Source organism: Celeribacter ethanolicus (assembly GCF_002407265.1).
GTDB classification, from domain to species: Bacteria; Pseudomonadota; Alphaproteobacteria; order Rhodobacterales; family Rhodobacteraceae; genus Celeribacter; species Celeribacter ethanolicus.
In genome coordinates this window covers 795,168-820,204 of the sequence record NZ_CP022196.1, presented here as the reverse complement: position 1 = coordinate 820,204, position 25,037 = coordinate 795,168, and the positions used below count along the sequence as shown (strand labels likewise).

General features: G+C 61.8%; 22 protein-coding genes. 10 read left to right on the top strand and 12 right to left on the bottom strand.

Features of this window, described 5'->3' with window-relative positions:
- Nucleotides 1-129: 129 nt before the first annotated feature.
- The gene (locus tag CEW89_RS04070) at nucleotides 130-549 is read left to right on the top strand and encodes an acyl-CoA thioesterase (protein WP_096804990.1); all 420 of its coding nucleotides are present in this window, start codon (nucleotides 130-132) and stop codon (nucleotides 547-549) included.
- A gap of 46 nt (nucleotides 550-595) precedes the next feature.
- Here the strand turns inward: CEW89_RS04070 and CEW89_RS04065 are convergent, their stop codons facing one another.
- From CEW89_RS04065 to CEW89_RS04055, 3 genes are read right to left on the bottom strand one after another with little or no spacing between them, the layout of a single operon-like run.
- A complete protein-coding gene (locus tag CEW89_RS04065; protein WP_096804989.1) occupies nucleotides 596-1,081 on the bottom strand; it encodes a flavin reductase family protein in 486 nt (161 codons plus the stop codon).
- Nucleotides 1,082-2,311, bottom strand: a complete 1,230-nt coding sequence (locus CEW89_RS04060; RefSeq protein WP_096804988.1) for a styrene monooxygenase/indole monooxygenase family protein — start codon at nucleotides 2,309-2,311, stop codon at nucleotides 1,082-1,084. It abuts the gene before it with no gap.
- A 45-nt stretch (nucleotides 2,312-2,356) separates the two neighbouring features.
- A complete protein-coding gene (locus tag CEW89_RS04055) occupies nucleotides 2,357-3,133 on the bottom strand; it encodes an SDR family oxidoreductase (protein WP_096804987.1) in 777 nt (258 codons plus the stop codon).
- Nucleotides 3,134-3,268: 135 nt separating this feature from the next.
- On the opposite strand from CEW89_RS04055, the gene CEW89_RS04050 reads away from it, so the two are divergent.
- Nucleotides 3,269-4,273: an AraC family transcriptional regulator gene (locus CEW89_RS04050; RefSeq protein ID WP_096804986.1), complete on the top strand. Its 1,005-nt coding sequence runs from the start codon at nucleotides 3,269-3,271 to the stop codon at nucleotides 4,271-4,273.
- 15 nt (nucleotides 4,274-4,288) lie between these two features.
- Here CEW89_RS04050 and CEW89_RS04045 read toward each other — a convergent pair whose 3' ends face one another.
- A complete protein-coding gene (locus CEW89_RS04045; protein ID WP_244906158.1) occupies nucleotides 4,289-4,822 on the bottom strand; it encodes a winged helix DNA-binding protein in 534 nt (177 codons plus the stop codon).
- A gap of 146 nt (nucleotides 4,823-4,968) precedes the next feature.
- On the opposite strand from CEW89_RS04045, the gene CEW89_RS04040 reads away from it, so the two are divergent.
- From CEW89_RS04040 to CEW89_RS04030, 3 genes are all read left to right on the top strand, one after another.
- Nucleotides 4,969-6,057, top strand: a complete 1,089-nt coding sequence (locus tag CEW89_RS04040) for an LLM class flavin-dependent oxidoreductase (RefSeq protein ID WP_096804985.1) — start codon at nucleotides 4,969-4,971, stop codon at nucleotides 6,055-6,057.
- A gap of 226 nt (nucleotides 6,058-6,283) precedes the next feature.
- Nucleotides 6,284-7,942 carry a tetrathionate reductase family octaheme c-type cytochrome gene (locus CEW89_RS04035; RefSeq protein WP_096804984.1) on the top strand — a complete coding sequence of 553 codons (1,659 nt, stop codon included), beginning with the start codon at nucleotides 6,284-6,286 and terminating at the stop codon, nucleotides 7,940-7,942.
- Entirely contained in the window at nucleotides 7,942-8,613 is a 672-nt protein-coding gene (locus CEW89_RS04030) for a cytochrome b/b6 domain-containing protein (protein WP_066709570.1), read from the top strand. The genes CEW89_RS04035 and CEW89_RS04030 overlap by 1 nt, the downstream gene beginning before the upstream one ends.
- A 66-nt stretch (nucleotides 8,614-8,679) precedes the next feature.
- On the opposite strand, the gene CEW89_RS04025 is transcribed toward CEW89_RS04030, so the two are convergent.
- Together CEW89_RS04025 and mepK are read right to left on the bottom strand one after the other, a co-directional pair.
- Nucleotides 8,680-9,063, bottom strand: a complete 384-nt coding sequence (locus tag CEW89_RS04025; RefSeq protein WP_096804983.1) for a hypothetical protein — start codon at nucleotides 9,061-9,063, stop codon at nucleotides 8,680-8,682.
- A 152-nt stretch (nucleotides 9,064-9,215) separates the two neighbouring features.
- Complete coding sequence (gene mepK / locus CEW89_RS04020) at nucleotides 9,216-9,785, bottom strand: peptidoglycan L,D-endopeptidase MepK (protein ID WP_066709576.1); 570 nt, start codon at nucleotides 9,783-9,785, stop codon at nucleotides 9,216-9,218.
- 639 nt (nucleotides 9,786-10,424) lie between these two features.
- Here mepK and CEW89_RS04015 point away from each other — a divergent pair.
- The 4 genes from CEW89_RS04015 to CEW89_RS04000 all read left to right on the top strand — a co-directional run bounded on the left by CEW89_RS04015 (nucleotide 10,425) and on the right by CEW89_RS04000 (nucleotide 14,854).
- Nucleotides 10,425-12,074, top strand: a complete 1,650-nt coding sequence (locus CEW89_RS04015; protein WP_096804982.1) for a L,D-transpeptidase family protein — start codon at nucleotides 10,425-10,427, stop codon at nucleotides 12,072-12,074.
- 137 nt (nucleotides 12,075-12,211) lie between these two features.
- Entirely contained in the window at nucleotides 12,212-13,273 is a 1,062-nt protein-coding gene (gene lpxD / locus CEW89_RS04010) for a UDP-3-O-(3-hydroxymyristoyl)glucosamine N-acyltransferase (protein WP_096807126.1), read from the top strand.
- Between the two features lie 106 nt (nucleotides 13,274-13,379).
- Nucleotides 13,380-13,646 carry an acyl carrier protein gene (locus CEW89_RS04005; protein ID WP_066709579.1) on the top strand — a complete coding sequence of 89 codons (267 nt, stop codon included), beginning with the start codon at nucleotides 13,380-13,382 and terminating at the stop codon, nucleotides 13,644-13,646.
- Nucleotides 13,643-14,854 carry a beta-ketoacyl-[acyl-carrier-protein] synthase family protein gene (locus tag CEW89_RS04000; protein WP_066709582.1) on the top strand — a complete coding sequence of 404 codons (1,212 nt, stop codon included), beginning with the start codon at nucleotides 13,643-13,645 and terminating at the stop codon, nucleotides 14,852-14,854. Before CEW89_RS04005 ends, CEW89_RS04000 begins: the two co-directional genes overlap by 4 nt.
- 79 nt (nucleotides 14,855-14,933) lie before the next feature.
- Here CEW89_RS04000 and CEW89_RS03995 read toward each other — a convergent pair whose 3' ends face one another.
- Nucleotides 14,934-15,608 (bottom strand): invasion associated locus B family protein, encoded by a 675-nt coding sequence (locus CEW89_RS03995; protein ID WP_066709587.1) that lies wholly within the window; start codon nucleotides 15,606-15,608, stop codon nucleotides 14,934-14,936.
- A 597-nt stretch (nucleotides 15,609-16,205) separates the two neighbouring features.
- Here CEW89_RS03995 and CEW89_RS03990 point away from each other — a divergent pair.
- Nucleotides 16,206-17,804 (top strand): helicase HerA-like domain-containing protein, encoded by a 1,599-nt coding sequence (locus tag CEW89_RS03990; RefSeq protein WP_244906157.1) that lies wholly within the window; start codon nucleotides 16,206-16,208, stop codon nucleotides 17,802-17,804.
- 11 nt (nucleotides 17,805-17,815) lie between these two features.
- On the opposite strand, the gene CEW89_RS03985 is transcribed toward CEW89_RS03990, so the two are convergent.
- The 5 genes from CEW89_RS03985 to CEW89_RS03965 all read right to left on the bottom strand — a co-directional run bounded on the left by CEW89_RS03985 (nucleotide 17,816) and on the right by CEW89_RS03965 (nucleotide 25,034).
- Nucleotides 17,816-20,071 (bottom strand): calcium-binding protein, encoded by a 2,256-nt coding sequence (locus CEW89_RS03985; protein WP_066709593.1) that lies wholly within the window; start codon nucleotides 20,069-20,071, stop codon nucleotides 17,816-17,818.
- A 130-nt stretch (nucleotides 20,072-20,201) separates the two neighbouring features.
- The gene (locus CEW89_RS03980) at nucleotides 20,202-20,987 is read right to left on the bottom strand and encodes a 23S rRNA (adenine(2030)-N(6))-methyltransferase RlmJ (RefSeq protein ID WP_096804980.1); all 786 of its coding nucleotides are present in this window, start codon (nucleotides 20,985-20,987) and stop codon (nucleotides 20,202-20,204) included.
- Complete coding sequence (locus CEW89_RS03975) at nucleotides 20,987-22,312, bottom strand: HlyC/CorC family transporter (RefSeq protein ID WP_096804979.1); 1,326 nt, start codon at nucleotides 22,310-22,312, stop codon at nucleotides 20,987-20,989. The genes CEW89_RS03980 and CEW89_RS03975 overlap by 1 nt, the downstream gene beginning before the upstream one ends.
- A 200-nt stretch (nucleotides 22,313-22,512) precedes the next feature.
- Nucleotides 22,513-23,454: a site-specific tyrosine recombinase XerD gene (locus CEW89_RS03970; RefSeq protein WP_096804978.1), complete on the bottom strand. Its 942-nt coding sequence runs from the start codon at nucleotides 23,452-23,454 to the stop codon at nucleotides 22,513-22,515.
- Nucleotides 23,451-25,034: a hypothetical protein gene (locus tag CEW89_RS03965; RefSeq protein WP_244906156.1), complete on the bottom strand. Its 1,584-nt coding sequence runs from the start codon at nucleotides 25,032-25,034 to the stop codon at nucleotides 23,451-23,453. Before CEW89_RS03965 ends, CEW89_RS03970 begins: the two co-directional genes overlap by 4 nt.
- Nucleotides 25,035-25,037 lie beyond the last annotated feature (3 nt).

Here is a 25,037-nt window from a genome sequence, read left to right as displayed (position 1 = left end):
GTGTTTTAAGGGAATGTCACAGATATTCTTGACCTGTTTAATTTTGTGCATAATGTTTAGACATAAAGTAATATTCCGCGAGTGACTCGGGTTTTCGGGTCTACGCCTGCATAACGAAAAGGACGCGTCATGCCCTTCACGATTGAAAAACCCATGCGCTTTGGCGATTGCGACCTGACGGGGATCGCCTATCACCCGGCCTATCTGTCGATGCTGGTGGATGTGAACGAGGCGATGTTCGCGTCGTTTGGCGTGACGTGGAAGGAGCTGATGTTCGAGCGCCACCTGGGACTGCCCTCCGTGAAAATGAACATCGAGTTCAAGAAGCCCGCCGTTTATGGCGATGTGCTGGAGTTCAACGTGCATGTGCGCAAGATCGGGAAAAGCTCGCTCGATCTCTATACGGTGGTGACGGCGAACGGCGATGTGCTCTGGACCATCGAGCAGCTCATTGTGATGACCTCGACCAAGGATCACAAATCCCACCCCTGGCCGGAGGATTGCCGCGCGGGGCTGGCGCGGTATCTGCATCCGGAATTGGCGCAGTAAATACAGCAGAAAAAAGGCCCCCGCTGGGGCCTTTTCGGGTCTTGGCTCAGACAGGCTCCAAGCGCCGGAAAGACGATTGGGCGTAGATCAAGGCCTCGCCATCGCGAAGTGCTGCATCCTCGATCGCGCCGATAAAGACCATATGGCTGCCGTTTTCGCTTGCGGATGTGACGCGGCACGAGAGGCTCGCCAAAGCCGCCTTGAGCCGAGGCTGGCCAGCGGGGCAGGTGGTCCAGTCCGGGGTGGCGAATTTCCCGATCCCGGTCGCGCCGGTCGCCCCCGCGAAACACAGCGCCAGATCGGCCTGATCCGCCCCCAAAAGCTGGACCGAAAACCAACCCGACCGCTGGATTTCCGAACAGGTCCCGGTCTTGCGATTGACACAAACGAGGAGCGACGGTGGGCTGTCGGTGACCGAACACACCGCCGTCGCCGTGATCCCGCGCCTCAGATCGCCTTCCCCGGTGGTGATCAATGTCACAGCACCCGGGAAGAGGCCCATGGCCTGACGGAAGGTCGCGACATCAAGCATTCAGGCGGCCTGAAGGCTGGTGAGATAATCTTCGGCGGCCGCCGGATCAGCGAACCACGGGAAGAAATCGCGCGGATCGTCAAAGCCGTTGGCAATCCGGTGCGCCAGCCCCGGCAGAACCTGCGCCGAACCCATGATGTTGAGCACAAAGGGCGGCGGCGGCAGCAGCATCATATTGGTCCAGCGCACGACCCATTGCGCATAATCCCAGAAGCGTTCGAAGGTGGCGCTCATCCACGCCTCGTCGAAGGGCTTGTCGCCCTGCGCGAGAATGGCGTCGAAATAGACCGCCGCCGCCTTGGCCGCATTGTTGGCACCTTGGCCGGTGATCGGATCGTTCAGGCAGACCGCATCGCCGAGGCCCAGCACCTTGGCGCCCGAAGGCAGGGTGGCCACCGGTTTGCGCACGGTCGGCGGGAAGCGGCCCGCGAGAATGCCGTTGTCATCGGTCAGTTCGACGTTTTTGCAGCGGTCATATTCCCACGGCGTGAAGGTTTTCAGGATGTTGAGCGAGGTTTCGAGATGGGCGGCGGGGGTTGTTGCGTCCTTCCAGCAATCCATCGGGCCGCCGGGAACGCCTTCGAACACCATGATCTCGCAGGGGCCGGATTTTGTGAGCGCCGGGAAGACGAAATATTCGCCAACGCCGGGGATGAGGTTGAAATTCACCGCCGAAAAGTTTTCGCGCGGGGCCATGCCATGGACATAGGTCAGCGCCAGCGCGCGCTGCGGCGCATCGAAAGGCGAGCGCTCCGCGTCGCGCTCAAAAAGCTTGCCGATCTCGCCCTTGCCGGAGGCCACCAACACCAGATCGGCGCTCTTGGCCTCGTGTTCCAACATGGCGATGTCCGCCGTGGCAATGACCAGATCGCCGCCCAAACGAGAGAACTCTTCGAGCCAGCGCGGCATCTTCACCCGCTGGTCGATGGATTGCCCCTTGGCGTCGAGCTTGGCGGCCCATTCGACCGCCTTGCCGGGGCCTTCGGGGTTGGGCACGGTGAAGGAAATGCCTTCGACCGGCGGGCAGGTGTCTTCCCAGAAATTGATGCCAAGGGCGCGTTCGTGGTCCAGGGCCGCGTCGAACTGGCATTGCGACGACAAAACCCGGCCCGCAGCGATCTGATCGCCGGTGCGGTCTTGGATGATCTTGACGTCATAGCCCTTTTGCAAGAGCCCGATGGCGAGTTGTAGGCCCGATTGGCCGCCGCCGACGATGGTGATGCGTTTCATGCGCTTCTCTCCTGTTGTCTTTGTTTTAGCTTGGTTTTTATCGGATCAGTCCATCAGGCGCGGGATCGCCGGAAGCTTGCCTTCGGGGCCCATCGCCGTATAGCCGCCATCAACGCGAATGTCGGTGCCGGTCACGAAAGACGCCTCGTCGGAGCAGAGGAACATGATCGCCTGCGCCACCTCTTCCGGGTCGCCGACGCGGGGGAAGAGGTGGTAGTCCGCGCCGACGGCGTCGGTCTTTTCGCGGTCGCCGCCGGTCAGGCTGTCCATGATGTTGGACCAGGTCCAGCCCGGCGAGACCGCGTTGACGCGGATGCCGTCGGGGGCGAGATCCATCGCCTGATTGCGCGTCAGTTGCAGGATCGCTGCTTTCGACACCGGGTAAAGCCAGCGCCCGGTCTGTGCCACGCGGGCCGAGATCGAGCCGAAATTGACGATCGCGCCCTTGTTCTTCGCAAGCTCGGCGCGCGCCGACTGCATCAGCATGACCGAGCCGACAATGTTCACATCCAAAGCTTCGAGCCATTCGGCCCGCGTGCTCTCCGCACCGTTGTCGAGATAGGTGGCGGCGACATTCACCAGAAAGTCAATCCGGCCATAGGTCTCCATCGCGGTGGCGACGATCCTGGCGATGTCGTTATCCGAGCGGATATTGGCCTCGACAAATGTGATCCCGTCGGCTTCGAGCGCCGCGCCGCCCTTGGCGTCAATATCGGCGACAATCACCTTCACTCCGTGCTCGCGAAAGCATTTCACCACGGCAGCGCCAATTTTTGTGGCACCGCCGGGCACAATCGCGACTTTGTCCTTCAATCCGCGCATCTGCGTCTCCCTGTTTGTTATGAATTTGTAAAAAACACTTGCCTGCCACACCCGGGCGCGCGCTATCCTGATTGCGTCCGGCCTATCCGGAATGCGCAAATATTTACTTCACTCTTGAAGCAAGTCGGGGGTGCCATGTCCCTTGGTGGGATGCATCAGATCCATGGGCGGCCAGAGGCCCTTCCGCTGTCCGCCTCGCCGCTCTTTGCCTCCACCGATGTGGACGAGGCCCGCGCGCGGGTGGCGGAGGTCTATTGCGATCACCGGCTCGATCCGATGGGGCGCGGGCGGTTCGAGGCGCGGCACAACCGGCTGTCGGGGCGCGCTCTGTCGGTCAATGTGATGACCTATACGGCGAAGACGATGATCACGCCCGGGGCGCTGCGCGACTTCTACCTGTTCCAATATCCGCTCTCCGGGCATGCCTCGATTGCCAACGGCACGAACTGCCACGAGATCGGCGGCGGTCGTGGCGGTGTGGTGAATCCGGAAGAGGATACCTGCATGATCTGGGGCGAGGGCTGTGCGCAGTTGATGATCCAGGTCCGGCGCGAGGCGCTGCAAAAGGCGGCGCGGAGCCATTTCGGTCTGCCGACGGGGCAGAGCCTGCGGTTCTCAGGCGCTAATGACATGCGCGCGGGAGAGGGCAAGGCCTTCCTTGGGCTGTTGAGCTATGCGATGAGCGGCGAGGGTCTTTTGGGGGCGGGAGGGCTGATGGGGCAGCAATTGGAGACCATGCTGATGGTCGGGTTGTTGCAGACCCAGCGGCACAATCTTTCGGATCGGGCGGCGGAGACCGGCGGGCCCTTGCCGCGAGCGGTGCGTCTGGCGGAGGAATATATGCGCGCGCATCTCACGGAGGTGATCACGCTCGAAACGCTCGCGCGTGCGGTCGGGGTGAGCGAGCGGGCGTTGCAGGCGGCGTTTCGGGCCGGGCGGGGACGCTCCCCGATGACGGTGTTGCGCGACCTGCGGCTGGAGCGCGCCTGGCAGGAGCTGAGCCATCCGGGGCCTGCCACCCGTGTCACCGAGGTAGCGATGCAGCTCGGGTTCTTTCATCTCGGGCGGTTTTCCGAACAGTACCGGCGCAAATTCGGCTGCACGCCCAGCGAGACCTTGCGGGGTGCGGGGCGGCTTTGAGAGCATCGGCTCTGATTATCGCCTGTGCGTGGCAACTACGCGCGAGGCCTCTTCGTAAATCCCCGACAGCATGTTGAGCGTGCGTGAGACCTCTTCGAGCCTCTGGGCGAAATCCGGCATCTCGCGCAATTCCTTGACCAGCAGACGACGGCGGATCTCGGCATAGACATCGGTGGTGGATTTGCCCTTGTCCGTCGCCTCATAGGTCACGCCGGTGCGGCTTGTGCCCTGTTTGGTGATGAGCCCGGCTGAGACCATTTTTCTGAGTGAATACTGAATGTTGGGAATGTCGTCTCGATTGCTGAGCCGGGCCAGTTCCTTGATCGACTTTGGGCGGTCGTTCATCCGGATGATGTGCAGAAGCGCATTCTCAGGCCCGCTCAGCGTCAACCCGGAGGCGGCAATCAGGCATTCCGCCTGCCAGCGTCCAAAGCTTTCGAAAGTGCGCATCAGGGCGAATTCCATCTCCGTCGTGGCGATTTCCACATCGTCGGAGGAGAGGTGCCATTTGAAGTCGAGCCCGCGTGGACCTGTCTGTTCGTCGCTCACCGCTGATCCCTTTTTCATCACGCACATTATTGCCCCAGTCTTTCCTGTCATGAGGCTTGACACAAGAGGCGTTAAAGCTTCAAGTTTTAAATAAAAAATCAAAGCAAAACTCGAATCAAACGTAATGACCAACAGGAGACACACACATGGCACACAACAAGATGCTTCAGAAGGAAGGCTTCAAGCTCGGGACGTTCTCGTCGAACTGCTCCTCGGGCATGACGGTCAGCAAGGCCCCCGAACGCTGGGTCAATAGCTGGGAGAACAATCTCGAACTCGGCAAGATGCTGGATGAGGCGGGCATGGATTTCATTCTGCCGATCGCGCGCTGGATCGGCTATGGCGGCGAGACGGATTTCCACGGCGGAGTTCTCGAAACCGTCACCTGGGCGACGGCTTTGCTGGCGAATACCAAAGATATTTCGGTCTTCGCCACGATCCACACCACCGCAAACCACCCGGTCGTCGTGGCCAAGCAGATCGCGACTATGGACCAGATCGGACAGGGGCGTGCGGGGCTCAATGTGGTCGCCGGCTGGAACAAGCCGGAATACGAGGCGCTGGGGCTCACCCTGCCGGAGGATCATGAGACCCGCTACGGTTATGCGCAGGAATGGTTCGACATCGTGCAAAAGCTCTGGACCGCGAAAGAGCATTTCGATTGGGAGGGAGAGTATTTCAATCTTAAAGGGGTGAAGGGCGATCCCTGGCCGCTCAACGGCGAGGTTCCGATTCTGAATGCCGCCGGGTCGGGCCTTGGCCGTGAGTTCGCGACGCAGAATGCCAATTACCTCTTCACCCCCGCGATCGACCTCAGCCGTTCGGTCGGGGAGATCAGGGAGTTGCGCGAAAAGGCGGCGGGCAAGGGGCGCGATGTCGGCGTTCTGACCTTCAGCCATGTGATCTGTCGCCCGACCGAGGCCGAGGCGAAGGAATATCACGACTATATCATGAGCCAGATCGACTGGGAGGCGGTGGACAATCTGGTGAACCTGCAATTCGCCCATGCCCAGAGCTTCCCGCACGACCTTCTGGCACAGATCCGCAATGTGATGGCGCTTGGCCATGGCGGTTTCCCCTTGATCGGCACGCCGGATCAGGTCGCCGAGGGGCTGATCAGGCTGCATGACGCGGGTTTTGCCGGTACGACGCTGTCCTTCGTAGATTACGTCGAGGAATTCCCCTATTTCCGCGATGAGGTTCTGCCACGGCTTGCGGCTGCGGGCATCCGCTGAGCCGTTCTGTCGGTCCGCAGCGGGAAACCGGCCCTGTCCGCTTCGGTGGGCGGGGCTCTGCACCTGGCACAAACGCAATGTTTCAAGGTTTTGATCGGAAAATACGGTGATCAAGCGATTTTCAAAGATGCATTTGCGATAGATCAAAGAGGTTGCGCATACGCTCGTATTCACTGGGGTGAATTTATACCACGCGCGAGGTGACTCGTGTGAATGGGAGGAGCACATGCACGCCAGCCGCAACACCACCGCGTTCGCCCGCCTTGCTTACAGCCTCGCGTTCGGCCTCACCGCCAGTGTCGCCTTCGCGCAGGAGGTGATCCCGCCCGTGCCCGGAGAGGGCTCGACGGCGGATCACTCGAAATTCGAGATCCTGCAGCAGGAGTTCAAGTCCGGCCCCGAAGTTACGGCGGCCTGTCTGTCGTGCCATACCGAGGCGGACGATCAGGTCATGCATTCGATCCACTTCCAGTGGGAATTCGACAACCCGGTGACGGGCCAGACGCTTGGCAAGTCCAAGGTGATCAACGCCTTTTGCGGCAATGTCGTCGGCAACGAGCCGCGCTGTACCTCGTGTCACGCGGGCTATGGCTGGGACGACATGCACAGCGCGCCGCCGCAGCAATCGACCGCGGTCGACTGTCTCGTCTGTCACGACCAGTCCGGGCAATATGCCAAGCTGTCGACCGGGGCCGGGCATCCGCCGCTGGGGGATGTTCCGGGCGAGCCGGTCAAGGGGCAGACGATCACCGGGGCCGATGCCTGGGCGGTCGATCTGATGAAATCGGCGCAAAGCGTGGGGATGCCGACGCGCGAGAATTGCGGCCAGTGCCATTTTTACGGTGGCGGCGGCGACAACGTGAAGCACGGCGATCTGAGTTCGGCGCTTTACGATCCGGACATCCACACCGACGTGCATATGTCGAAAGACGGCGCCAATATGGTCTGTTCCGATTGCCACACGGAAGAGAGCCACAACTGGGCCGGGTCGCGCTATCTGATGGACGCGAAGGACACCATCGGTACGGGTGAGCCGGGTGAACATCGGTTCTCCGCCTCCTGCGAAAGCTGCCACGGGACCGAGCCGCACGAAGGCGATCTTATGGCGATCAAGCTCAACGATCATACCGACAAGGTGGCCTGTCAGACCTGTCACATCCCGGAATTCGCCCGCGGCGGTGTCGCGACGAAAACCAAATGGGACTGGTCAACGGCCGGGCGTCTGAACAATGCCGGTCAGCCGATTGCCGAACATAATTTCACCCAGAGCAATGGCGAAGAGCTTCACACCTATCTGACGATCAAAGGCGATTTCGAATGGGGCGAGAATGTCGAACCCTATTACGCCTGGTTCAACGGCGCGGTGGAATACACCCTGCCGGAGGAAGAGATCGACCCGACGCAGGTCGTCGAGATCAACAAGGTGCTGGGCACCCCCGATGGCGAGGACAGCCGGATCTGGCCGTTCAAACGCATGATTGGGCGGCAGTCCTATGATGCGGGGTATAACAAGCTGGCCTATTCCCACGTCTGGGGACCGACCACGGACACGGCCTTCTGGACCAATTACGATTGGGGCAAGGCGATCGAGGCGGGAATGAAAGCCGCAGGCTCGCCCTATTCCGGCGAATACGGGTTCATCGACACTTATATGTACTGGCCGATCACCCATATGGTCGCGCCTGCCGACGAGGCGATGGATTGCGCCGAATGCCACGCGGAAGACGGGCGTCTTGTCGGCCTCGCGGGCGTCGTGATGCCGGGGACCAACCCGAATTCCATCGTCGGGCGCCTAGGCCAGCTTCTCGTGCTGCTCTCCGCGCTCGGTGTCGTCGGTCATGGCCTGTTGCGGCTCCTGTCGCGCGGTAAAGGAGGAACCCACTGATGTCCAAACGTTTCGTCAAGGTCTATCCCCGCTTCGAGCGGCTCTGGCACTGGACCCAGGCGCTGTTGATCGCGGTTCTGATGTTCACCGGTTTGCGGGTCAGCGGCGTGCATGAGCTTATCCCCTTCGGCCCGGCGGTCATGCTGCACACGCTCTCGGCTCTGACATTGCTGGTGGTCTGGATCTTCGCCACCTTCTGGCTGTTCACCACCGGCACCTGGCGGCAGTTCCTGCCGAAGGTCGAAGGTATGCTCGCCACCGCGCGCTACTATGCCTATGGCATCTTCAAGGGCGAGGAACCACCTTATCAGAAACAGATGCTGCGCAAACACAACCCCCTTCAGGCCGCGACCTATTTTGGGCTGAAATGGGTCGTCTTCCCGGCGATCTGGGTCTCGGGGATCATCTACCTGACCTATAATTTCTGGGACAGCGGGGCGGACAGCACCTTCGTTCTCGAAGTGGTGCGCAACATTCACCTGCTGGCGGCCTATGTGATCTTTGCCTTCGTGATCGTTCACGTCTACCTGCTGACCACGGGGCATGGATTCCGCGAACATGTCAAACCGATGGTGACCGGCTACGATTGCATTGAACTGACGCCGGAACAGGAGGCCTATCTCGAGAGCAACGAACCAGGGCGGCTCAAACCGGTGGCGCCTGCGGAATAGATTGTCGGGACAGAGATAGAGACTGAGAAAACGGCACCATTTCGGTGCCGTTTTTGTTTGTCTGGATCACTTGGGGAGAGCCACGGCAGTGCCTGAAACGTCGCGGCACGACCAGCTCAGAGGGCAGATGTGGGGCGCACCGATCTTTGCGTTGATCACGGCATCGGCGCCAAGCTCGGCGGCTTCGATCCGCAATTTCTTTTCTGCATCTGCAACCGATGGCGTCGGATGGAACGCGGTCACCTTGCCAACGCTGGCCTCAATTTGCCCAAGCTCCTTGTAGCGCCCGCCGTTGATCGTCGCGGCCTGGGTCAATGCGATCTGATCGACCGGCGTTGCGGAACTTTGTGCTGCGACAGCGGCTTGTTTGTCGAGCTGCCCCGGATAAGCCATGGGCTCGACACAGGCGGTCAGAAGCAACAAGGGCAGGGGGAGAAATCTCTTTTTCATCTCAAAGTCTCTTTCTGAAAGGGTTTTGCAGGTTCGATAACAGGACGAACCCGATGGGAAAGGTCATATAAATCTTTCACGAGCGGTTACCAACAAAAAAAGCCGCCCGGATGGGGCGGCTTTCCAAAGCTGTTCGGGATCAGCCTTCTGTCTCAACCGTTCCAGGTGCGGACCACGCCACAATCCATGTGCACGAAGTTGGAGCCACGGTAGGTGCCCACGCCACCGGCGGAGCAGGATTTCGCAGCAGAGGCCATTTGCGACACCGAGCGCGACTTGAGGCGCAGGTCTGCGGCCTGACCCCGCATATGCAGGGAGTTCTTGGCAACGCCGCCGGAGCGGGCGCGCAGCATGGCGTTGGTCTCGGGGGAGCGGTAGCCGGACAGGAGCATGTAGGGCTCGTCGGTTTCCATCAGGCGATGCGCGGCGGTCATGATGTCCACGGTGCGCGCGTCGATCGCCTTGAGTTTGGAATTGCGCCAGTCGCGCATGAAATAGGTGACTTCTTTGAGCGCTTCCGGGATGTATTCGCCTTCGACCCAGTAGATCGTGTCAATGCTCTCACCGGTGCGGCCCGAGTACATGTTGATGCGGCGGATGTCGCCGGAGCCGCGCAGGAAGCCAGCGGCATTGGCATAGACCGGAGCTGCGCTGATGGCTGTTGCTGCAAATCCGCGAAGAAGCCCGCGGCGTGAAATCACACCCGAAGTGGTTTTGGTCATTCTCAAAAGCGTCCCGTCGCTTACCTGTTCCCGCCTCATGCGGTCTTGCTGTTGCGTGCCGATTGTTTCGACACTTCTTGCCGTTTGTTTACGGCATTCTTTACCATGTTTTCGCCAGCACCATGACGGGTATCAAACCCGGCACGTTTTCTGGTCCTTTTGACCGGATTATGAAGGGTTTTGCCTTCGAACCCGTCGGACACACAGTAAAGTAACGATCTGTTCACCGTTCTGACAGCTTTATGGCACATTGCGATTCTTCGGCCAAGCATCGGTTTGCCCGGATTTGCCGGGAATGCGGGCGATCGGCAGTTTTTTGCGCAATTTGCAGCTATCCGCTTGTCTGTTGCCGGAAAAACACGCGGATTTGGCCGTCGAACGGAGTAAAAATGTCTCAATATTTGGGCATGGAACGAGGAGCGGATGCTGTTTCGCCTTCCGGAAGAGGGCATTTCGATCAGGCTTTGCCGTGCAGCTTCGTGCGCGGTTTAAGGGGAAAAATGCCGTTTTCTTCCCTTATCCGTGATGTGTTGTGCTTTTGGCACATGTGTCCCCAGGGTGCATTCTTCCCCCTGACGCAAAGTCGCAATCTCCTGTAGGCTCGCTGAAATGACTGCTGAATTTTGTCCGAGGATCGCCATGCTGTTTGCCCCCTTGTTCCGGCTTCCGGCCTTTACCCGTCAGACCCTGAGTGCCGTGCTTCTGGGGACCAGCGTGAGCGTGGCGGCTTTGCCGATGGCGCCGATGCCCGCACAGGCCGAACAGATACCGGCGCAACAGGTCAGTGCGCTGATGCAATCCATCGCCGAGGCGGCGGCGTCCTCGAAGGACCTGTCCGAATTCTATCGCGCCACCGGTTACAAACCGATCTTCACCGACAACAGCGCGCGCGCCAAAGCCCGCCGTCAGGCGCTGCTGCGTGCGGTGCAGGCGGCGCCGGAAAAGGGCCTCGCCCCCTATGACACCACGCTGCTCGAAGCCAATCTGCGCGCGATCAAGTCCGACCGCGATCTGGGCCGCGCCGAAGTCGCCATGGCGCAGCTCTTTCTCGATTACGCCCGCGACATCCAGACCGGTCAGTTGATCCCGTCCCGCATCGACGCGGGCCTGGTGCGTCAGGTGCCTTACCGCGACGGCGTGCAGACGCTCACCAATTTCGTGAAATCCAATCCGCAGGCCTATCTGCGCAAACTGGAGCCCGGCTCGCCGGAATATGCCCGCCTTCTGAAGGAGAAGGCGAATATGGAGCGTGTTCTGGGCGCGGGCGGCTGGGGGCCGACGGTGCCGGGATCGAAATACGAACCGGGCGAAAGCGGCAATGGTGTGATTGCGCTGCGCAACCGTCTGATGGCCATGGGCTACCTGCCGCGCTCGGCGGCGACCACTTACGATGCGGCGATGACCAAGGCCGTTCAGGTCTTCCAGATGCAGCACGGGCTGACGCCGGATGGGGTCGTGGGGCAGGGCACGCTGGCCGAGATCAATGTCGGTCCCGAGGCGCGTCTCGCCTCGATCCTCGTGGCGCTGGAGCGTGAACGCTGGATCAACATGCCGCTGGGCAAACGTCACATCTGGGTCAACCTGACGGATTTCTCAGCCAAGATCGTCGACGACGGACGCGTGACCTTCGAAACCCGCTCCGTGGTGGGCCAGAACACCGGCGACCGCCGTAGCCCCGAGTTCTCCGACGAGATGGAGCACATGGTCATCAACCCGACCTGGAACGTGCCGCGTTCCATCGCCGTCAAGGAATACCTGCCGATGATGCAGCGCAATCCGAACGCGGCGGGCCATCTGCGCTTGGTCGACAGCCGGGGGCGTACGGTGAACCGGGCCAATGTGGATTTCTCGCAATACACCACCAAGACCTTCCCCTATGCGCTGAAACAACCGCCCTCGGATGGCAATGCGCTCGGCCTCGTGAAGTTCATGTTCCCGAACAAATACAACATCTACCTGCATGACACGCCCTCGAAGAGCCTCTTCGGCCGCGAAGTGCGCGCCTTCTCCCATGGCTGTATCCGCCTGCAACAGCCCTTCGATTTCGCCTATGCGCTTTTGGCCAAGCAGAGCAGCGATCCGGTCGGTCTGTTCCAGTCGCATCTGAAAACCCGTCAGGAAAACATCATCGAGCTTGAGGAACATGTGCCGGTGCACCTCGTCTACCGCACCGCCGTGACTCTGCCGAAAGGCGGCGTCGAGTATCGTCGCGACATTTACGGGCGGGATGCAAAGATCTGGGCCGCGCTGAAGGCCAAGGGTGTGCAGTTGCGCGCGGTCGGAAGTTGAGATCTCGGCGGCGAACCTCCGAGAGGGCTCACGCCGCCGTAACAGTCGGAAACATAAGGGGGGCTTTGCGGCCCCCTTTGCTTTTCAAAACCGTTCGGAGCGCTTATGTCTTCCGCAAGATTGACGGAGACCTCATCATGCCCATCACCATCGCGGACCTCGCAGCTTCCCTCAATGCGCCTTATGCGGGCGACGGGAGCCTGATCGTTCAGGCCGCGCGCGAACCTCAGGACGCGGGCGAGGGCGATCTGGCGCTGGCGATGGACCCGCATTTTGCCGACAACATCGCCAAGGGCAAGGCGCAGGCCGCCGTGCTTTGGGAGGGCGCGGATTGGCAGGGGCTGGGGCTCAAGGCCGCCATTCTGGTGAAACGCGCGCGGCTGGCCATGGCCGGAGTGACGGCGGCCTTCGATCACGGGCTTGGGCTTGAGCCGGGGATTCACCCGACGGCGGTGATCCATGACACGGCAGAGATCGGCGAAGGCGCGGCCATCGGTCCGCTCGTGGTGATTGGCAAAGGTGCAAAGATCGGTCGCAATGCCCGCATCGCCCAGCATGTGTCCATCGGCGCGGGCGTCACGATTGGCGACGATGCGCTGATTCATCCCGGCGTCAAAATCGGTGCGAAAGCCACTATCGGCGACCGTTTGATCGCCCAGCCCGGCGGCGTGATCGGCGCGGACGGGTTTTCCTTCGTGACGCAGGAGAAATCCGCCGTCGAAGAGGCCCGCGAAAGCCTTGGCGAAACCGTCGAGGCGGCGGGGCAGGCCTGGATGCGGATCGCCTCCATCGGCTCGGTGGTAATCGGCGACGATGTGGAACTGGGCGCCAATGTCACGATTGATCAGGGCACGATCCGCGCCACCCGCATCGGCAACGGCACGAAACTCGACAATCAGGTCCATATTGGCCACAACGTCGTGGTCGGAAATCACTGCCTCCTGTGCGGTCAGGTCGGCATCGCCGGCTCGACCGTGATCGGTGATTATTGTGTGATGGGCGGGCAGGCCGGCGCCGCCGACAATCTCACCATCGGGCAGGGCGCGATCATCGGTGCGGGCACCGGCGTTTTGTCGAACGTGCCGAAAGGCAAGGCGATGATGGGCTACCCGGCGGTGGCGATGCAGACCCATGTCGAGATGTACAAGGCGCTCCGGCGTCTGCCGCGGGTGCTGTCGAAGCTGCGCGAGAAGGGCTGAGGCCCGGTCCGCTGCGTCATTTGATGGGGGCGTAAGGCAAAAACCTGTTTCAACCGGCGCCATTTCATTTTAAATCAGGCTCAAGTTTCGGATCGGAGGGGCGCATATGTCGCAGGATGTGAAAGAGAAGATCATCGAGATCATCGCGGAACAGGCGGTTCTGGACCCGGCGGATGTCTCGCTCGATCAGTCTCTCGAAGACCTTGGGATCGACAGCCTCGGGCTGGTCGAAAGCATTTTCGCCATTGAAGAAACCTTCGACATTACCGTGCCGTTCAACGCCAATGAACCGGAACAGTCGGAGTTCGACATTTCTTCGGTTGCCGCCATCGTGAGCGCCGTCGAAGCCCTGATCGCCGATCAGAAAGCATGAGGCGCGTTGTTATCACCGGGGCAGGCACGGTCAACGCGCTTGGCCTCGATGTGCCCTCGACGCTCAAGGCCATGGCCGAGGGCAAGAACGGCATTTCCGAACTGCAATTCCGTGACGTGGACCGGCTGTCGATCAAGATCGGCGGGCAGATTCACGACTGGGATGCCGAAGGCCGGTTCAATCGTCAGCAAATGGCGCTTTATGACCGGTTCACCCAGTTCACCCTCGTGGCGGCGCAGCAGGCGATCAGCCAGTCCGGCCTTGAGTTCGTCGGCGATCTGGCGCTGCGCTCCGGCGTGGTCTTGGGGACTTCCGGTGGTGGTCTGACGACGCAGGACGACAATTACCGCATGGTCTATGAAGAGGGGAAGAACCGGGTTCATCCCTTTGTCGTGCCCAAGCTTATGAACAACGCGGCCACGAGCCACGTCTCGATGGAATACAATCTCAAAGGCCCATGTTTCACGGTTGCGACTGCTTGTGCCTCCTCGAACCACGCCATGGGGCAAGCCTTCAACATGGTACGCCACGGGGTGGCGACGGCCATGGTGACGGGCGGTTCCGAGTCCATGTTGTGCTTTGGTGGCGTGAAAGCCTGGGAAGGGCTGCGGGTGATGTCGAAAGACGCCTGCCGTCCGTTCTCCCTCACGCGCAACGGCATGGTGCAGGGCGAGGGCGCCGCCGTGTTCGTGTTCGAGGACTATGACCACGCCAAGGCGCGCGGGGCGGAGATCCTCGCGGAAGTCATCGGTTTCGCCATGACCTCGGATGCCTCCGACATCGTCATGCCCTCGAAACAGGGGGCGGCGCGGGCGATCTCCGGTGCTATTCAGGATGCGCGTATCAACGCCTCCGACATCGGTTACATCAACGCCCATGGCACCGGCACGGCGGCGAATGACAAGACCGAATGCGCGGCGGTGGCTGACGCTTTGGGCGCGCATGCCGACAACATCATGATCTCGTCCACGAAATCCATGCACGGCCACCTGATCGGCGGCACCGGCGCGGTCGAGCTTCTGGCCTGTATCATGGCCTTGCGCGACGGTATCATCGCGCCGACGATCAATTACGAGGAACCCGACCCGGAATGCGCCCTCGATGTGGTGCCCAACGAGGCACGGGACGCGAAGGTCGATGTGGTGATCTCGAACGCGTTTGCCTTCGGTGGGCTGAACGCGGTTCTGGCCTTGCGCAAGGCGCCGTAAGCCTCACCGGCCCGCCCAGCATAAAGAAAAACGCCGCCCGGATCGCTCCGCGCGGCGTTTGTCATGTCTGTCAGCGGGATTATTCCGCAGGTGCCGCATCCGGTGCGGTGGGGCCTTCGCCATTCTTGGCGGCTTCGTTCAGCTCGGTCACCTTGGTGTAGCCTGCGGTGAAGCCGGACAGGGACAGTTTGAGTTTGACCGGGTTGTCGCCACGGCCCAGCGGCATGATCGCGACCATGCCTTCGTTGCCCTTTTTCATCAGGTCGATGTCTGCGGCGGTCAGGCCAGCGCGCACGTAACAGCCGATCTTGTTGCAGAACTGGAACGGGTATTTGCGGCCGTTTTCGCCATCGACGAACATGGCGAGCTGTGCGGTCAGCATGGTCTCGAGCGGCGTGGTGAAGGTCGCGGCGGCCTCGACATTTTCCTGGCCGACATGGAAGATCGCGACCTCTGCGACCTCGTTGCCCTCATCGTCTTTCAGGAGCTGATAGAGCGAGCAGGGATCGGGTTGCCCCTCGGGCGCCTTGAGGCAGCGGATTTCCCAGTCGCCATTGGTTTCCAGCGTGTAGGGACGGCCGACATTGTCGGCGGGTGCGGCGGTGCCATCGGGGTTCACGGGCGTGCCCGCAGACAAGGTGTTGTCCTGAGCGGCCAGAGGCTGTGCGAGGGTGAGCGCACAGGCGGTGACGGTTGCGAAAACGGAAAGTGTACGAGAGACGGAAATCATCATCTGTCCATTGCTGGTTATCATCGGTTGCTCCTGCTCTATCATGCGTATGGCAGGCTGTCAGGGGGGAGGACGGAATATTTTCGTGAGACCGTGAGGGATGTTGGCACGCAGGCCAAGCTTCGCTCATGCCGGAATTTTCCATGCCGGGACCGACGGGCCGAAAAACAAAAGCCCCGGTTTCCCGAGGCCTTTGCGATCCAATCGCCACCTGTCTCAAAAACACAGGTTTCTATGGTTTTAACTTCTCCCCATCGGACTTGGCCGACTTATTGGCAGGAACGGTATGACAGGATCGTGATGGCGTCAACGAAAAATTGCATGTCGGAAATTACGGTAAAATTCCACAAAATGCGGGACTTGCGTGCTGTCGTTGAGGGCTGTCGCCCCGAGAGGATCGTTGTAGTGCGCTTCGGCGCAGAGGCGAAAAAAGCCGCACCCAAGGAGGTGCGGCCAGTCTGACAGGGAGGAAGTCATTCCGAACCGAAGAGGAGTGGTTCGGATGACACTTAGTCTGGCAGAAATTGGTTAAGATTGTATTGTGGCGGCATACGCGGCTGAATTTTCAGAGGATTTCCAATGGAATCGCTGATGCGGACGTTCGAGTGAAGGGGCGAGAGGATGAGTGAGACGGGCATGGACCGGATTTTCGTGGGCGGTGGCGGTGAGGGCTATGGCATGCCACAGCACCTTTTGTTGAAATATGGCAACCGCCATGGGCTGATCGCGGGCGCCACGGGGACCGGCAAGACGGTGACGCTGCAAATCCTTGCGGAGAGCTTCTCAAAAGCGGGGGTGCCGGTGTTCCTCTCGGACGTCAAAGGCGATCTCTCCGGCCTCGCGAAATCCGGTGACGCTTTGGGCAAGCTGCACGAGGCCTTCACCTCGCGTGCCGAAACCATCGGTTTCACCGATTTCGGCTATGACAGTTTCCCGGTGACCTTCTGGGATCTCTACGGCGAGCAGGGCCACCCGATCCGCACCACCGTTTCCGAGATGGGGCCGCTTCTGCTGAGCCAGCTTTTGCAGCTCACCGAGGCGCAGGAAGGGGTGCTTAACATCGCCTTCCGCGTCTCCGACGAACAGGGCTTGCCGCTTCTGGATCTCAAGGACCTGCAATCGCTTCTGGTCTGGGTCGGCGAGAATTCCGACAGCCTGTCGTTGCGCTACGGCAATGTCTCGACGGCCTCCGTCGGCGCGATCCAGCGCGCGCTTCTGGTGCTGGAGAACCAGGGCGGCGACCGGTTGTTCGGCGAACCTGCGCTGGAGTTGTCCGACATCATGCGCACCGATCCCGACGGGCGCGGGCGCATCTCGATCCTCGCCTCCGACAAGCTCATGGCCTCGCCCAAACTCTACGCCACCTTCCTGTTATGGCTGCTGTCCGAGCTGTTCGAGGAGCTGCCCGAGGTCGGCAATCCGGACAAGCCCAAGCTGGTGTTCTTCTTCGACGAGGCGCACCTTCTGTTCGACGACGCGCCCAAAGCGCTGGTCGACAAGGTGGAGCAGGTTGCGCGCCTGATCCGCTCCAAGGGTGTCGGCGTCTATTTCGTGACGCAAAACCCCGATGACGTGCCCGAGGACATCCTCGGCCAGCTCGGCAACCGCGTACAACATGCGCTGCGGGCTTTTACGGCGCGCGATCAGAAGGCGCTGAAACTTGCCGCAGAGACCTACCGGATGAACCCGCGCTTCGACATCGAAACCGCGATCAAGGAAGTCGGGACGGGGGAGGCGGTCACATCGTTTCTGGAGGCCAAGGGCGTGCCGGGCATGGCGGAGCAGACGCTCATTCGCCCGCCCTCGTCGCAGCTCGGGCCGATCACGGCGGGCGAGCGCGAGGAGATCGTCAAAACCTCGCCGATTGCGGGAAAATACGAGGCGGTGGTGGACCGCGAAAGTGCCTTTGAATTGTTGAAAGCCCGCGCGGCTGCGGCGGCGCAAGAGGCCGAAGCCGCCGAGGCGACACAGGCGGAGGCGTCCGGAAACGTCCGGGGCCGCGACGAGCTTGAGCGCGAGTTCTCCAAGGCGCGGCGCTATGATGGCCAGAGCTATGAACGCGCATCGACCAAGACCGGCACGCGCAGCACCTCCTCGCGCAAATCCACGGACAAATCCTTTGGTGAGGAGATGACCAAGATGGTCATGAAGGAGCTGACCGGCACCACCGGCAGACGCATTGTGCGCGGCATCCTCGGAGGGCTGTTCAAGGCCCGCTGAGGTGGCACGCCTTAAACGGTCACGCTGAGATCGCTCAGGGTCAGATCGCTTTCGGCAAAGGTGATCCCCTCCGCCGGGTTCACCATGGCCAGAAGCCGCGAGCTGCCGTCTTGCGTCAGGGTGATCTCGAACCGGTTCACCGCCGCATCGAAGCTGATCTCCACCGTGGCGTCGGGCGTCTCGGACAGATCGAGCGCAAGCACATCTTCGCCCGGGGTGAAATCCGAGATCGTGATGTGACCGGTCTGCTCCGCCTCCATCCCGGCCTCGGCGACGAGTGTCACGCTGTCCGCACCATCGCCGGTCACGACCTCGCCACCGGCCATCTGGGTGCTCTGCTGATAGACGGTGATGATGTCGTCCCCGGAACCGCCACCTTCTCTGAGATCGCCATAGACCGTGTCGTTGCTGGTCACGATCAGCGTGTCATTGCCTTCTCCACCGGAGACGAACACGCCGTCATCGGCAATGCTCGTATTAATCACATCGTCACCCGCGTCGCCATAAATCCGGACATGGTCGTAATAGCCATCTTCGAAGAGGGTGATGGTATCGTCGCCCGCATCGCCATGGACCACATAGGTGTCGGAGCTTGCGCCAATGGTGTCCGCGCCCTCGCCGCCGTCGATGGTGGAATACTCGCCGCCGAGCAGCGTATCGTCGCCTGCGCCGCCGTCGATCGTGTCATAGAACAGGCCGGTGATCGTGTCGTTGCCCTCGCCGCCGTAGAGATAATCCGAGGCGGCGGTCAAGACGCTGGTGTCCCCGGAGACGATGATGTCATCGCCCGCACCGCCATAGATCGTGTCGGAGCCGCCTTCGCCATCGAGGATGTCATTGCCCGCGCCGCCATAGATGACATCGTCGCCCGCACCGCCGGTGATGGTATCATCGCCTTCGAGCCCGGTGAGAAGATTGTCGCCGTCATCGCCCTCAAGCACTGTCGGCAAGCCGTTGCCGGTGAGGCTGATCATGCTCAGCATCTCGTCCTCGCTCAGCAGATCTTGCCCGTCGGCCAGATAGATCGTCACCGGAGAAATCGCCTCGCCATTCATGTCGAGATCGAGCGTGTAATAGGGGCCGTCCGCGTTCGAATGCAGACTGACGGAATAGGCCCAGCTCTCGTCCCAGCCGCTCAGCGACACCTCAAGCGTGTCGACGCCCGGTTCGAAATCCGTCACCACCGTGTTCCAGGCGTCCAGATCTTCGGCCTCGTCGAAAGAGGTGCCGGTTGTAAACGTGTCCGCCCCGTCGCCGCCGGTGGCAATCGCCTGTTGCTGCATGACAAGATGATCGTCGCCCGCGCCGCCATCCAGAATATCCATCGCGTCATCGGCCAGAATGTTTCCGACCCGCCCGCCGAGCAGGACGTCATTGCCGTCGCCGCCATAGAGGATGTCCGTGCCATCGCTGCCGACGATCATATCGTCGCCCGCGCCGCCATCGACCGCATCGTTGCCGGTTCCGGCCCAGATCTGGTCGTCACCGTCTTCCCCCAGAATCGTGTCGTCGCCGTTGTCGCCACTCAGACTGTCGTTGCCTTCCCCGCCGAAGATCAGGTCGTTGCCGCTGCCGCCGGAGACGATGTCATCGCCTTCATTGGCGTAGATGGCATCATTGCCCATACCGCCCTGAACCAGATCGTCGCCCCAGCCGGCGTCTATGATGTCGATGCCGTTGCCGCCATAAAGACGATCCTCGCCGCCGCCGCCCGACAGCATGTCGTTGCCTGCGCCGCCATAGAGCACATCGTGCCCGCTGCCGCCCGAGAGGACATCGTCGCCGTAATTGCCGTCGAGATAATCGTTGCCGCCTTCGCCCTGGAGCCAGTCGTCGCCGTGATCGCCATAGAGCAGATCGTCGCCGGTGCCGCCTTGCAGATGATCGTCGCCCCAACCGGCATACAGCGTGTCGCTGCCGGAGCCGCCTACCAGCCGGTCGTCGTCCTGCTGGCCGTTCAGAACGTCATCGCCCGTGCCGCCGAAAATCGTGTCATCGCCGCGGCCGCCCCGCAAAAGGTCATCACCCGCGCCACCGCGCATCTCATTGATGACGTCGCCGCCGTAGATCGTGTCATCCGAGGCGGAGCCGAAATTCCAGACCGTCGTGGTTTCGGTGTCGGAAAGATCATCGTCGGAAAGGTTCTCGCCGGAAAGCTCATCCGCGGCGGAGGGTTCCGCCTCGGTTTCATCCTCATCGGTGTCGAACAGACCGGTGGCCGCATAGGCTAGGGCAGACCCCGCCAGGAGCGTAAGAACAGACAGCATATTTACCCCACAGCAAATGCATTTTTATTAACCATTTATTAATAAATGCCCAATATGCGCGGGAGTCCATGGGAAAAAGGCGAAAATACGGCACTCGGCATGTAGGCGCGACAGAGCTGTAAAATGCCGGTCATTGTGTCAGTTGTACGAACAATTCACTCAACCGTTCCGCTTCCTCCGCCAAGCCCCAGGGCACATTGACGAAAACCATGCCGGAGCCGATCATGCCATGACCTTCGCGGGCGGGCGGGAAACGAACCTCGTGCCTGAAAAATCCGGGCAAACCGGCGGTCTCCAGAGACCGAATCATGCCGCTATGCGCCCCCGTGGTCAGGATCGGATACCAGAGCACAATGACACCGACGTTCCACTTGCGATGCAGCTTGGCGATGAAGCCGGGGATCGTCGCATAATCGGATTTGATTTCGTAGGGCGGGTCGATCAGAATCATGCCGCGCCGGGGGGCTGGCGGGCAGAGGCTCTGGGCAAAAGCGAAACCGTCTTCCCTGACAAGATGCGCGCCGGTGCCCCGCATCGCCGCTTTCAGATGATCGAATTCGCCGGGATGCAGCTCGGCGAGGTGGATCTTGTCGATGTCGCGCAACAGGGCTGCCGCAATCGCGGGCGAGCCGGGATAGATCGTTTCGCCATGGCGGGACGAGACCGCCAAACGCGCACGGCTATAGGGATGATCCGGTCCGAACCAATCCGCAACCTTGAGAATGCCTTCAGAGGCCTCGCCGGTCTTCTGCGCCTGATCGCCCGAAAGATCGTAAAGCCCGCGCCCGGCATGGGTTTCGAGATAGCTGACCGGCTTGTCCTTGCGCGTCATGTAATCGAGCGCCATGGCCAGCAGTCCGTGCTTTTGCACATCCGCCAGATTTCCGGCGTGAAACCCGTGTTGATAGGACAGCATCAGACGTCCGCCAGCGGTCGGATCTTGAGCTTGGTGATGCGGTTGTCCTTGCGTTCCATCACCTCGAACCGATAGCCGTGAAACGAAAACACCTGACCGGGCACGGGGATGGTCTGGGCCTCGTGGATCACCAGACCGGCCATAGTGTTGGCCTCCTCGTCGGGCATGGCGCAGTCCGTCCAGCGGTTGAAATCGCGGATCGTCATGCCGCCGTCGACCTCCCAGTCGCCGGTCTCGCCGGATTGTTTCGGCGCATCCTCGGAACGGTCGAATTCGTCGGTGATCTCGCCGACGATCTCTTCCAGAATGTCTTCGAGCGTGATCAGCCCCTGAAGCGCCCCGTATTCATCGACCACAAGGGCGAAATGCGTGTGGCGCTTGAGAAATTGCCGCATCTGGTCGTCGAGCGTGGTGGTTTCCGGCACGAAATAGGGCTTCATCGCCACGGTCATCACGTCGAAATCGGAGAAATCCACCAGCATGGTCGGGTTCTCGGATTCATGTGCCACCCTGTCGGCATGCATGCCGCGCAACAGGTCCTTGGAATGCAGCACGCCGACGATGTTCTCCGGGTCGTCGCGATACAGCGGGATGCGGGTGTGCGGGCTTTTCAGCGAGCGTTCGAGGATCTCGCGCGCGGGCAGGTCGACATCCAGCATTTCGATCTGCGAGCGGTGCAGCATGATCTCCTCGACGGTGCGGTCCGCCAGATCGAGCGCGCCCAGCAGACGGTCGCGATCCTCCTTCTCCACCGTCCCCTCGGACATGCCAAGGGTGATGGCGCCGACGATCTCTTCCTTGACGGCGAGAACGCCCGCATTCGGATCGGTCTGAACCCCGAACAGCCGCAACAGCCCGCGCACCAGAAGCCGCACGAAAGCCACCACGGGGGCGAAGACCTTGACCACCACGGCGATCGGACCGGCGACGCGGGCGGCGGCCATCTCCGGGTTGGTGATCGCATAAGTCTTTGGCAGAACTTCGGAAAAGATCAGAACCAGCACGGTCATGATCATTGTCGCAAAGGCCACGCCGTTCTGGCCGAACAGCTTGGTGAACAGCGCCGTCGTCAGCGAGGTCGCCAGAATGTTCACAAGGTTGTTGCCCAGAAGCACCGAGCCGATCAGCCGTTCGCTGTCCTCGGTCACGCTGAGCGCGCGCTCGGCACCCTTGTCGCCCTTGTCGGCCTGGGCGCGGAGCTTGCCGCGCGAGGCGGCGGTCAGGGCGGTCTCGGAGCCGGAGAAAAACGCGGACAACACCAAAAGCCCCGCAATCGCGGCGGCGGTGATCCAGAAGGCGGCGTCAAGCAAGGAAGTCTCTGTCATGGCATGGTTATGGGCATGCGGAGGCGTCTTCGCAAGAGGCTCTCAAGGCCATAAGTGCCTGTCATGAAAAAAGCCACCTTGTCGTCGAAAAGGCCGGTCGGATTTGCGTCGGCTTTGCGTCGGACTTTTGTCGGGCACCTGTATGGCAACAGGTCCCTCAGGGCTTACGGCTTTCCGATGGCGAAAATACTCGGATCGCCTCAGCCTTCCGCCAGCGGATGCTTGGTCAACACCAGTTCCCTGAGCCGTTCGTCGAGCACATGGGTGTAGATCTCTGTCGTCGAAAGATCGGCATGGCCCAGAAGCGTCTGGATCGCGCGCAGATCGGCGCCATGAGCCAGTAGATGGGTCGCGAAGGCGTGGCGCAGCGTGTGCGGCGTGACCTTGGCGGGCGATACTCCGGCCTGAACCGAGATGTCCTTGATCAGCTTGTAAAACCCGTCGCGGGTGATGTGACCCAGCTTGCCACGCGAGGGAAAGAGAAAGGCCGAAGCCTTTGCCCCGGTCTCACGTTTCGCCAGATCCTCGGCGGCATCGCGCACCGCCAACCAGTCCCTGAGCGCGGCGCGGGCAGGCTCCGACAGCGGCACCATGCGTTCCTTGCCGCCCTTGCCCAGGATCAGCAACAGCCGGGGATCGCCGCGTGTGGCTGAGACAGGCAGAGACACGAGTTCCGACACGCGCATCCCGGTGGCGTAGAGGATTTCCATCAGGCAGGCGTTGCGCAGCCGTTCTGTTTCCGTCCGCCCCATGGCGCGGGCCGCGTCGAGCAGGCGCGACACCTCCTCTTCGGACAGGGTTTTCGGCAGGCGTTTCGTGCGTCCCGGCCCCTTGATCTGGATCGCCGGATTGTCCCCGCGCCAGCCCTCTTCAAAGGCGAAACGATAAAGCTGTTTGATCGAGGAGAGCCGCCGTGCCCGGGTCGACTGCGCCAGCCCCTCGGCCTCGCAGGCGACGAGATAGCGCTCGATCTGATCGCGAGTGGCGGTCTCGAACGTGGCGCCTTTGCGGGTCAGCCATTCGGAGAAGCCCACAAGATCGCGCCCGTAGGACAGCCGCGTGTTTTCCGCCGCGCCAAGCTCTGCCATCTGCGCCTCGGCAAAGGCCGAAATCCAGCGGGCGTCTGAAGCCGCAAGGCTCATCCGCGTCGTTCCAGCAAGAGAAGCTCCAAAGAGGCCCGCCGCGCCGTGGCCTCAAGCCCGATGGCACGGAAGAACTGGATCGCGTCCGACAGCTCGTCGAGATCGCCTGCCGCCCCGCCTTCGAGCAGTTCGATGCCGCGCAGGATCGCTTCGCCCAACCGTTGTTCGTTCACCAGGGTTTCGAGCCGGACGGGAACGCCCGTGGCGCGGAAGCCCGCCGCGATGGCGCGGGCCTGCGCATCGCTCTGGCGCTGGGTCGGCAGGTTGCCGGTGGCGATGCCATGCAGGAAAATCTGATCGCGGGACAGCGGCATGCTCCATTTCAACGCGATCTTTTCATAATCCGGCGACAGCAGCGCCACTTCAAACGCGATCTCGGAGGCCTCGCCGGTGAGCGGCAAGGCGGCGAGACGCTGGGCGAAGAGTTCGGCGAAGACCGGTTGCAGACCGGAGGCACGCATCGCGTCCCAGACCTTGGGCAGGCGGAGCGAAACGATTTCGATGTCGTTTCGTGCCAGCGCGGTTTCGAAGCTTTGCAGCGCGTCGATCCGGTCCCAGATGCCGCCCGAGGCCGCCGGAAGATGTTCGGACCAGATGCCGAGCCAGCGGTTGGGCGAGAGCGCGCCGACGCGCGCCAGACGCTCGGCTGCGGTGGCACGGGCCTTCCAGCCGGAGGTGGCACGCAGGTCGGATTGCGCGAAGGCCAGCGGCAGGGACGAGGTCGGCAGCGGCTCACCGATGGCTTCCATCAGGCGGAAGGTGAGCGGCGTCGGATGATCCGGCACGGGCAGGGGCGGTTCGCCCTCGAACAGCTCGGGATCGAGAAAGCGCGCCAGAAGCGTGCCCTGATCCTCGCGAATGAGGCCCAGCGCCTCGCCGGTTTCCAGCGTCAGCGCCGCCGCACTCCAGTCGCCGCCGCGCGCGAGGCAGAAGATCCGGGCCTGAAGCGCGGGCGAGAGGCCGGGCGTGTGATTGAGCCGGGCGCAGGCGGCGTCTTCGGTGCCCAGAAGCAGCTTGGTGTCGAAGGCGCGGCGGAAAATCTCCGGCGTGGTGAGGCCCGCAAGCTCCATCAGCGCATCGGCCTCGTCCAGCAGCCCCTGTGCCAGAAGCGCGTCGATCCGGGCGAGGAACAGCCGCCCGTCGCGATCCGATTGCACCGGCGGGTCGAGTTCCGCGAGCACCAGCGTGTTCAGGAGCCGTCGCGAGGCGGGCAAAAGATCGGAGCGGGCGGAAATCGTGGTGATGCGCCGGGCGATGTCGGTGGCCGTGGACGCCCCCCAGAGGTTGCGCGGCAGGCCCGTCGTGGAGGCGGGCAGGAGCCCGGCGGCGTCCGGGTCGGGCGCATCGAGCGGGATCACCGTGACCTCTTCGGGCAGGGCGTTCTCGGAAATGTCGCTGGCCTCGGGGGCGGTGAGCGGGCGCGGGGTCTCGAGCGTGTCGGACAGCCAGTCGATGGCCGAGAGCGGTTTGTCGCCCGCAGCGGTCTGGGCCGCGAGGGGCAGGGCCGCGAGCAGCAGGGACAGCGTCAGGCCGGTTGTGACGCCGAACTGTCGGCGAGAGAGCGGCGAGGGCGCGCACATGGG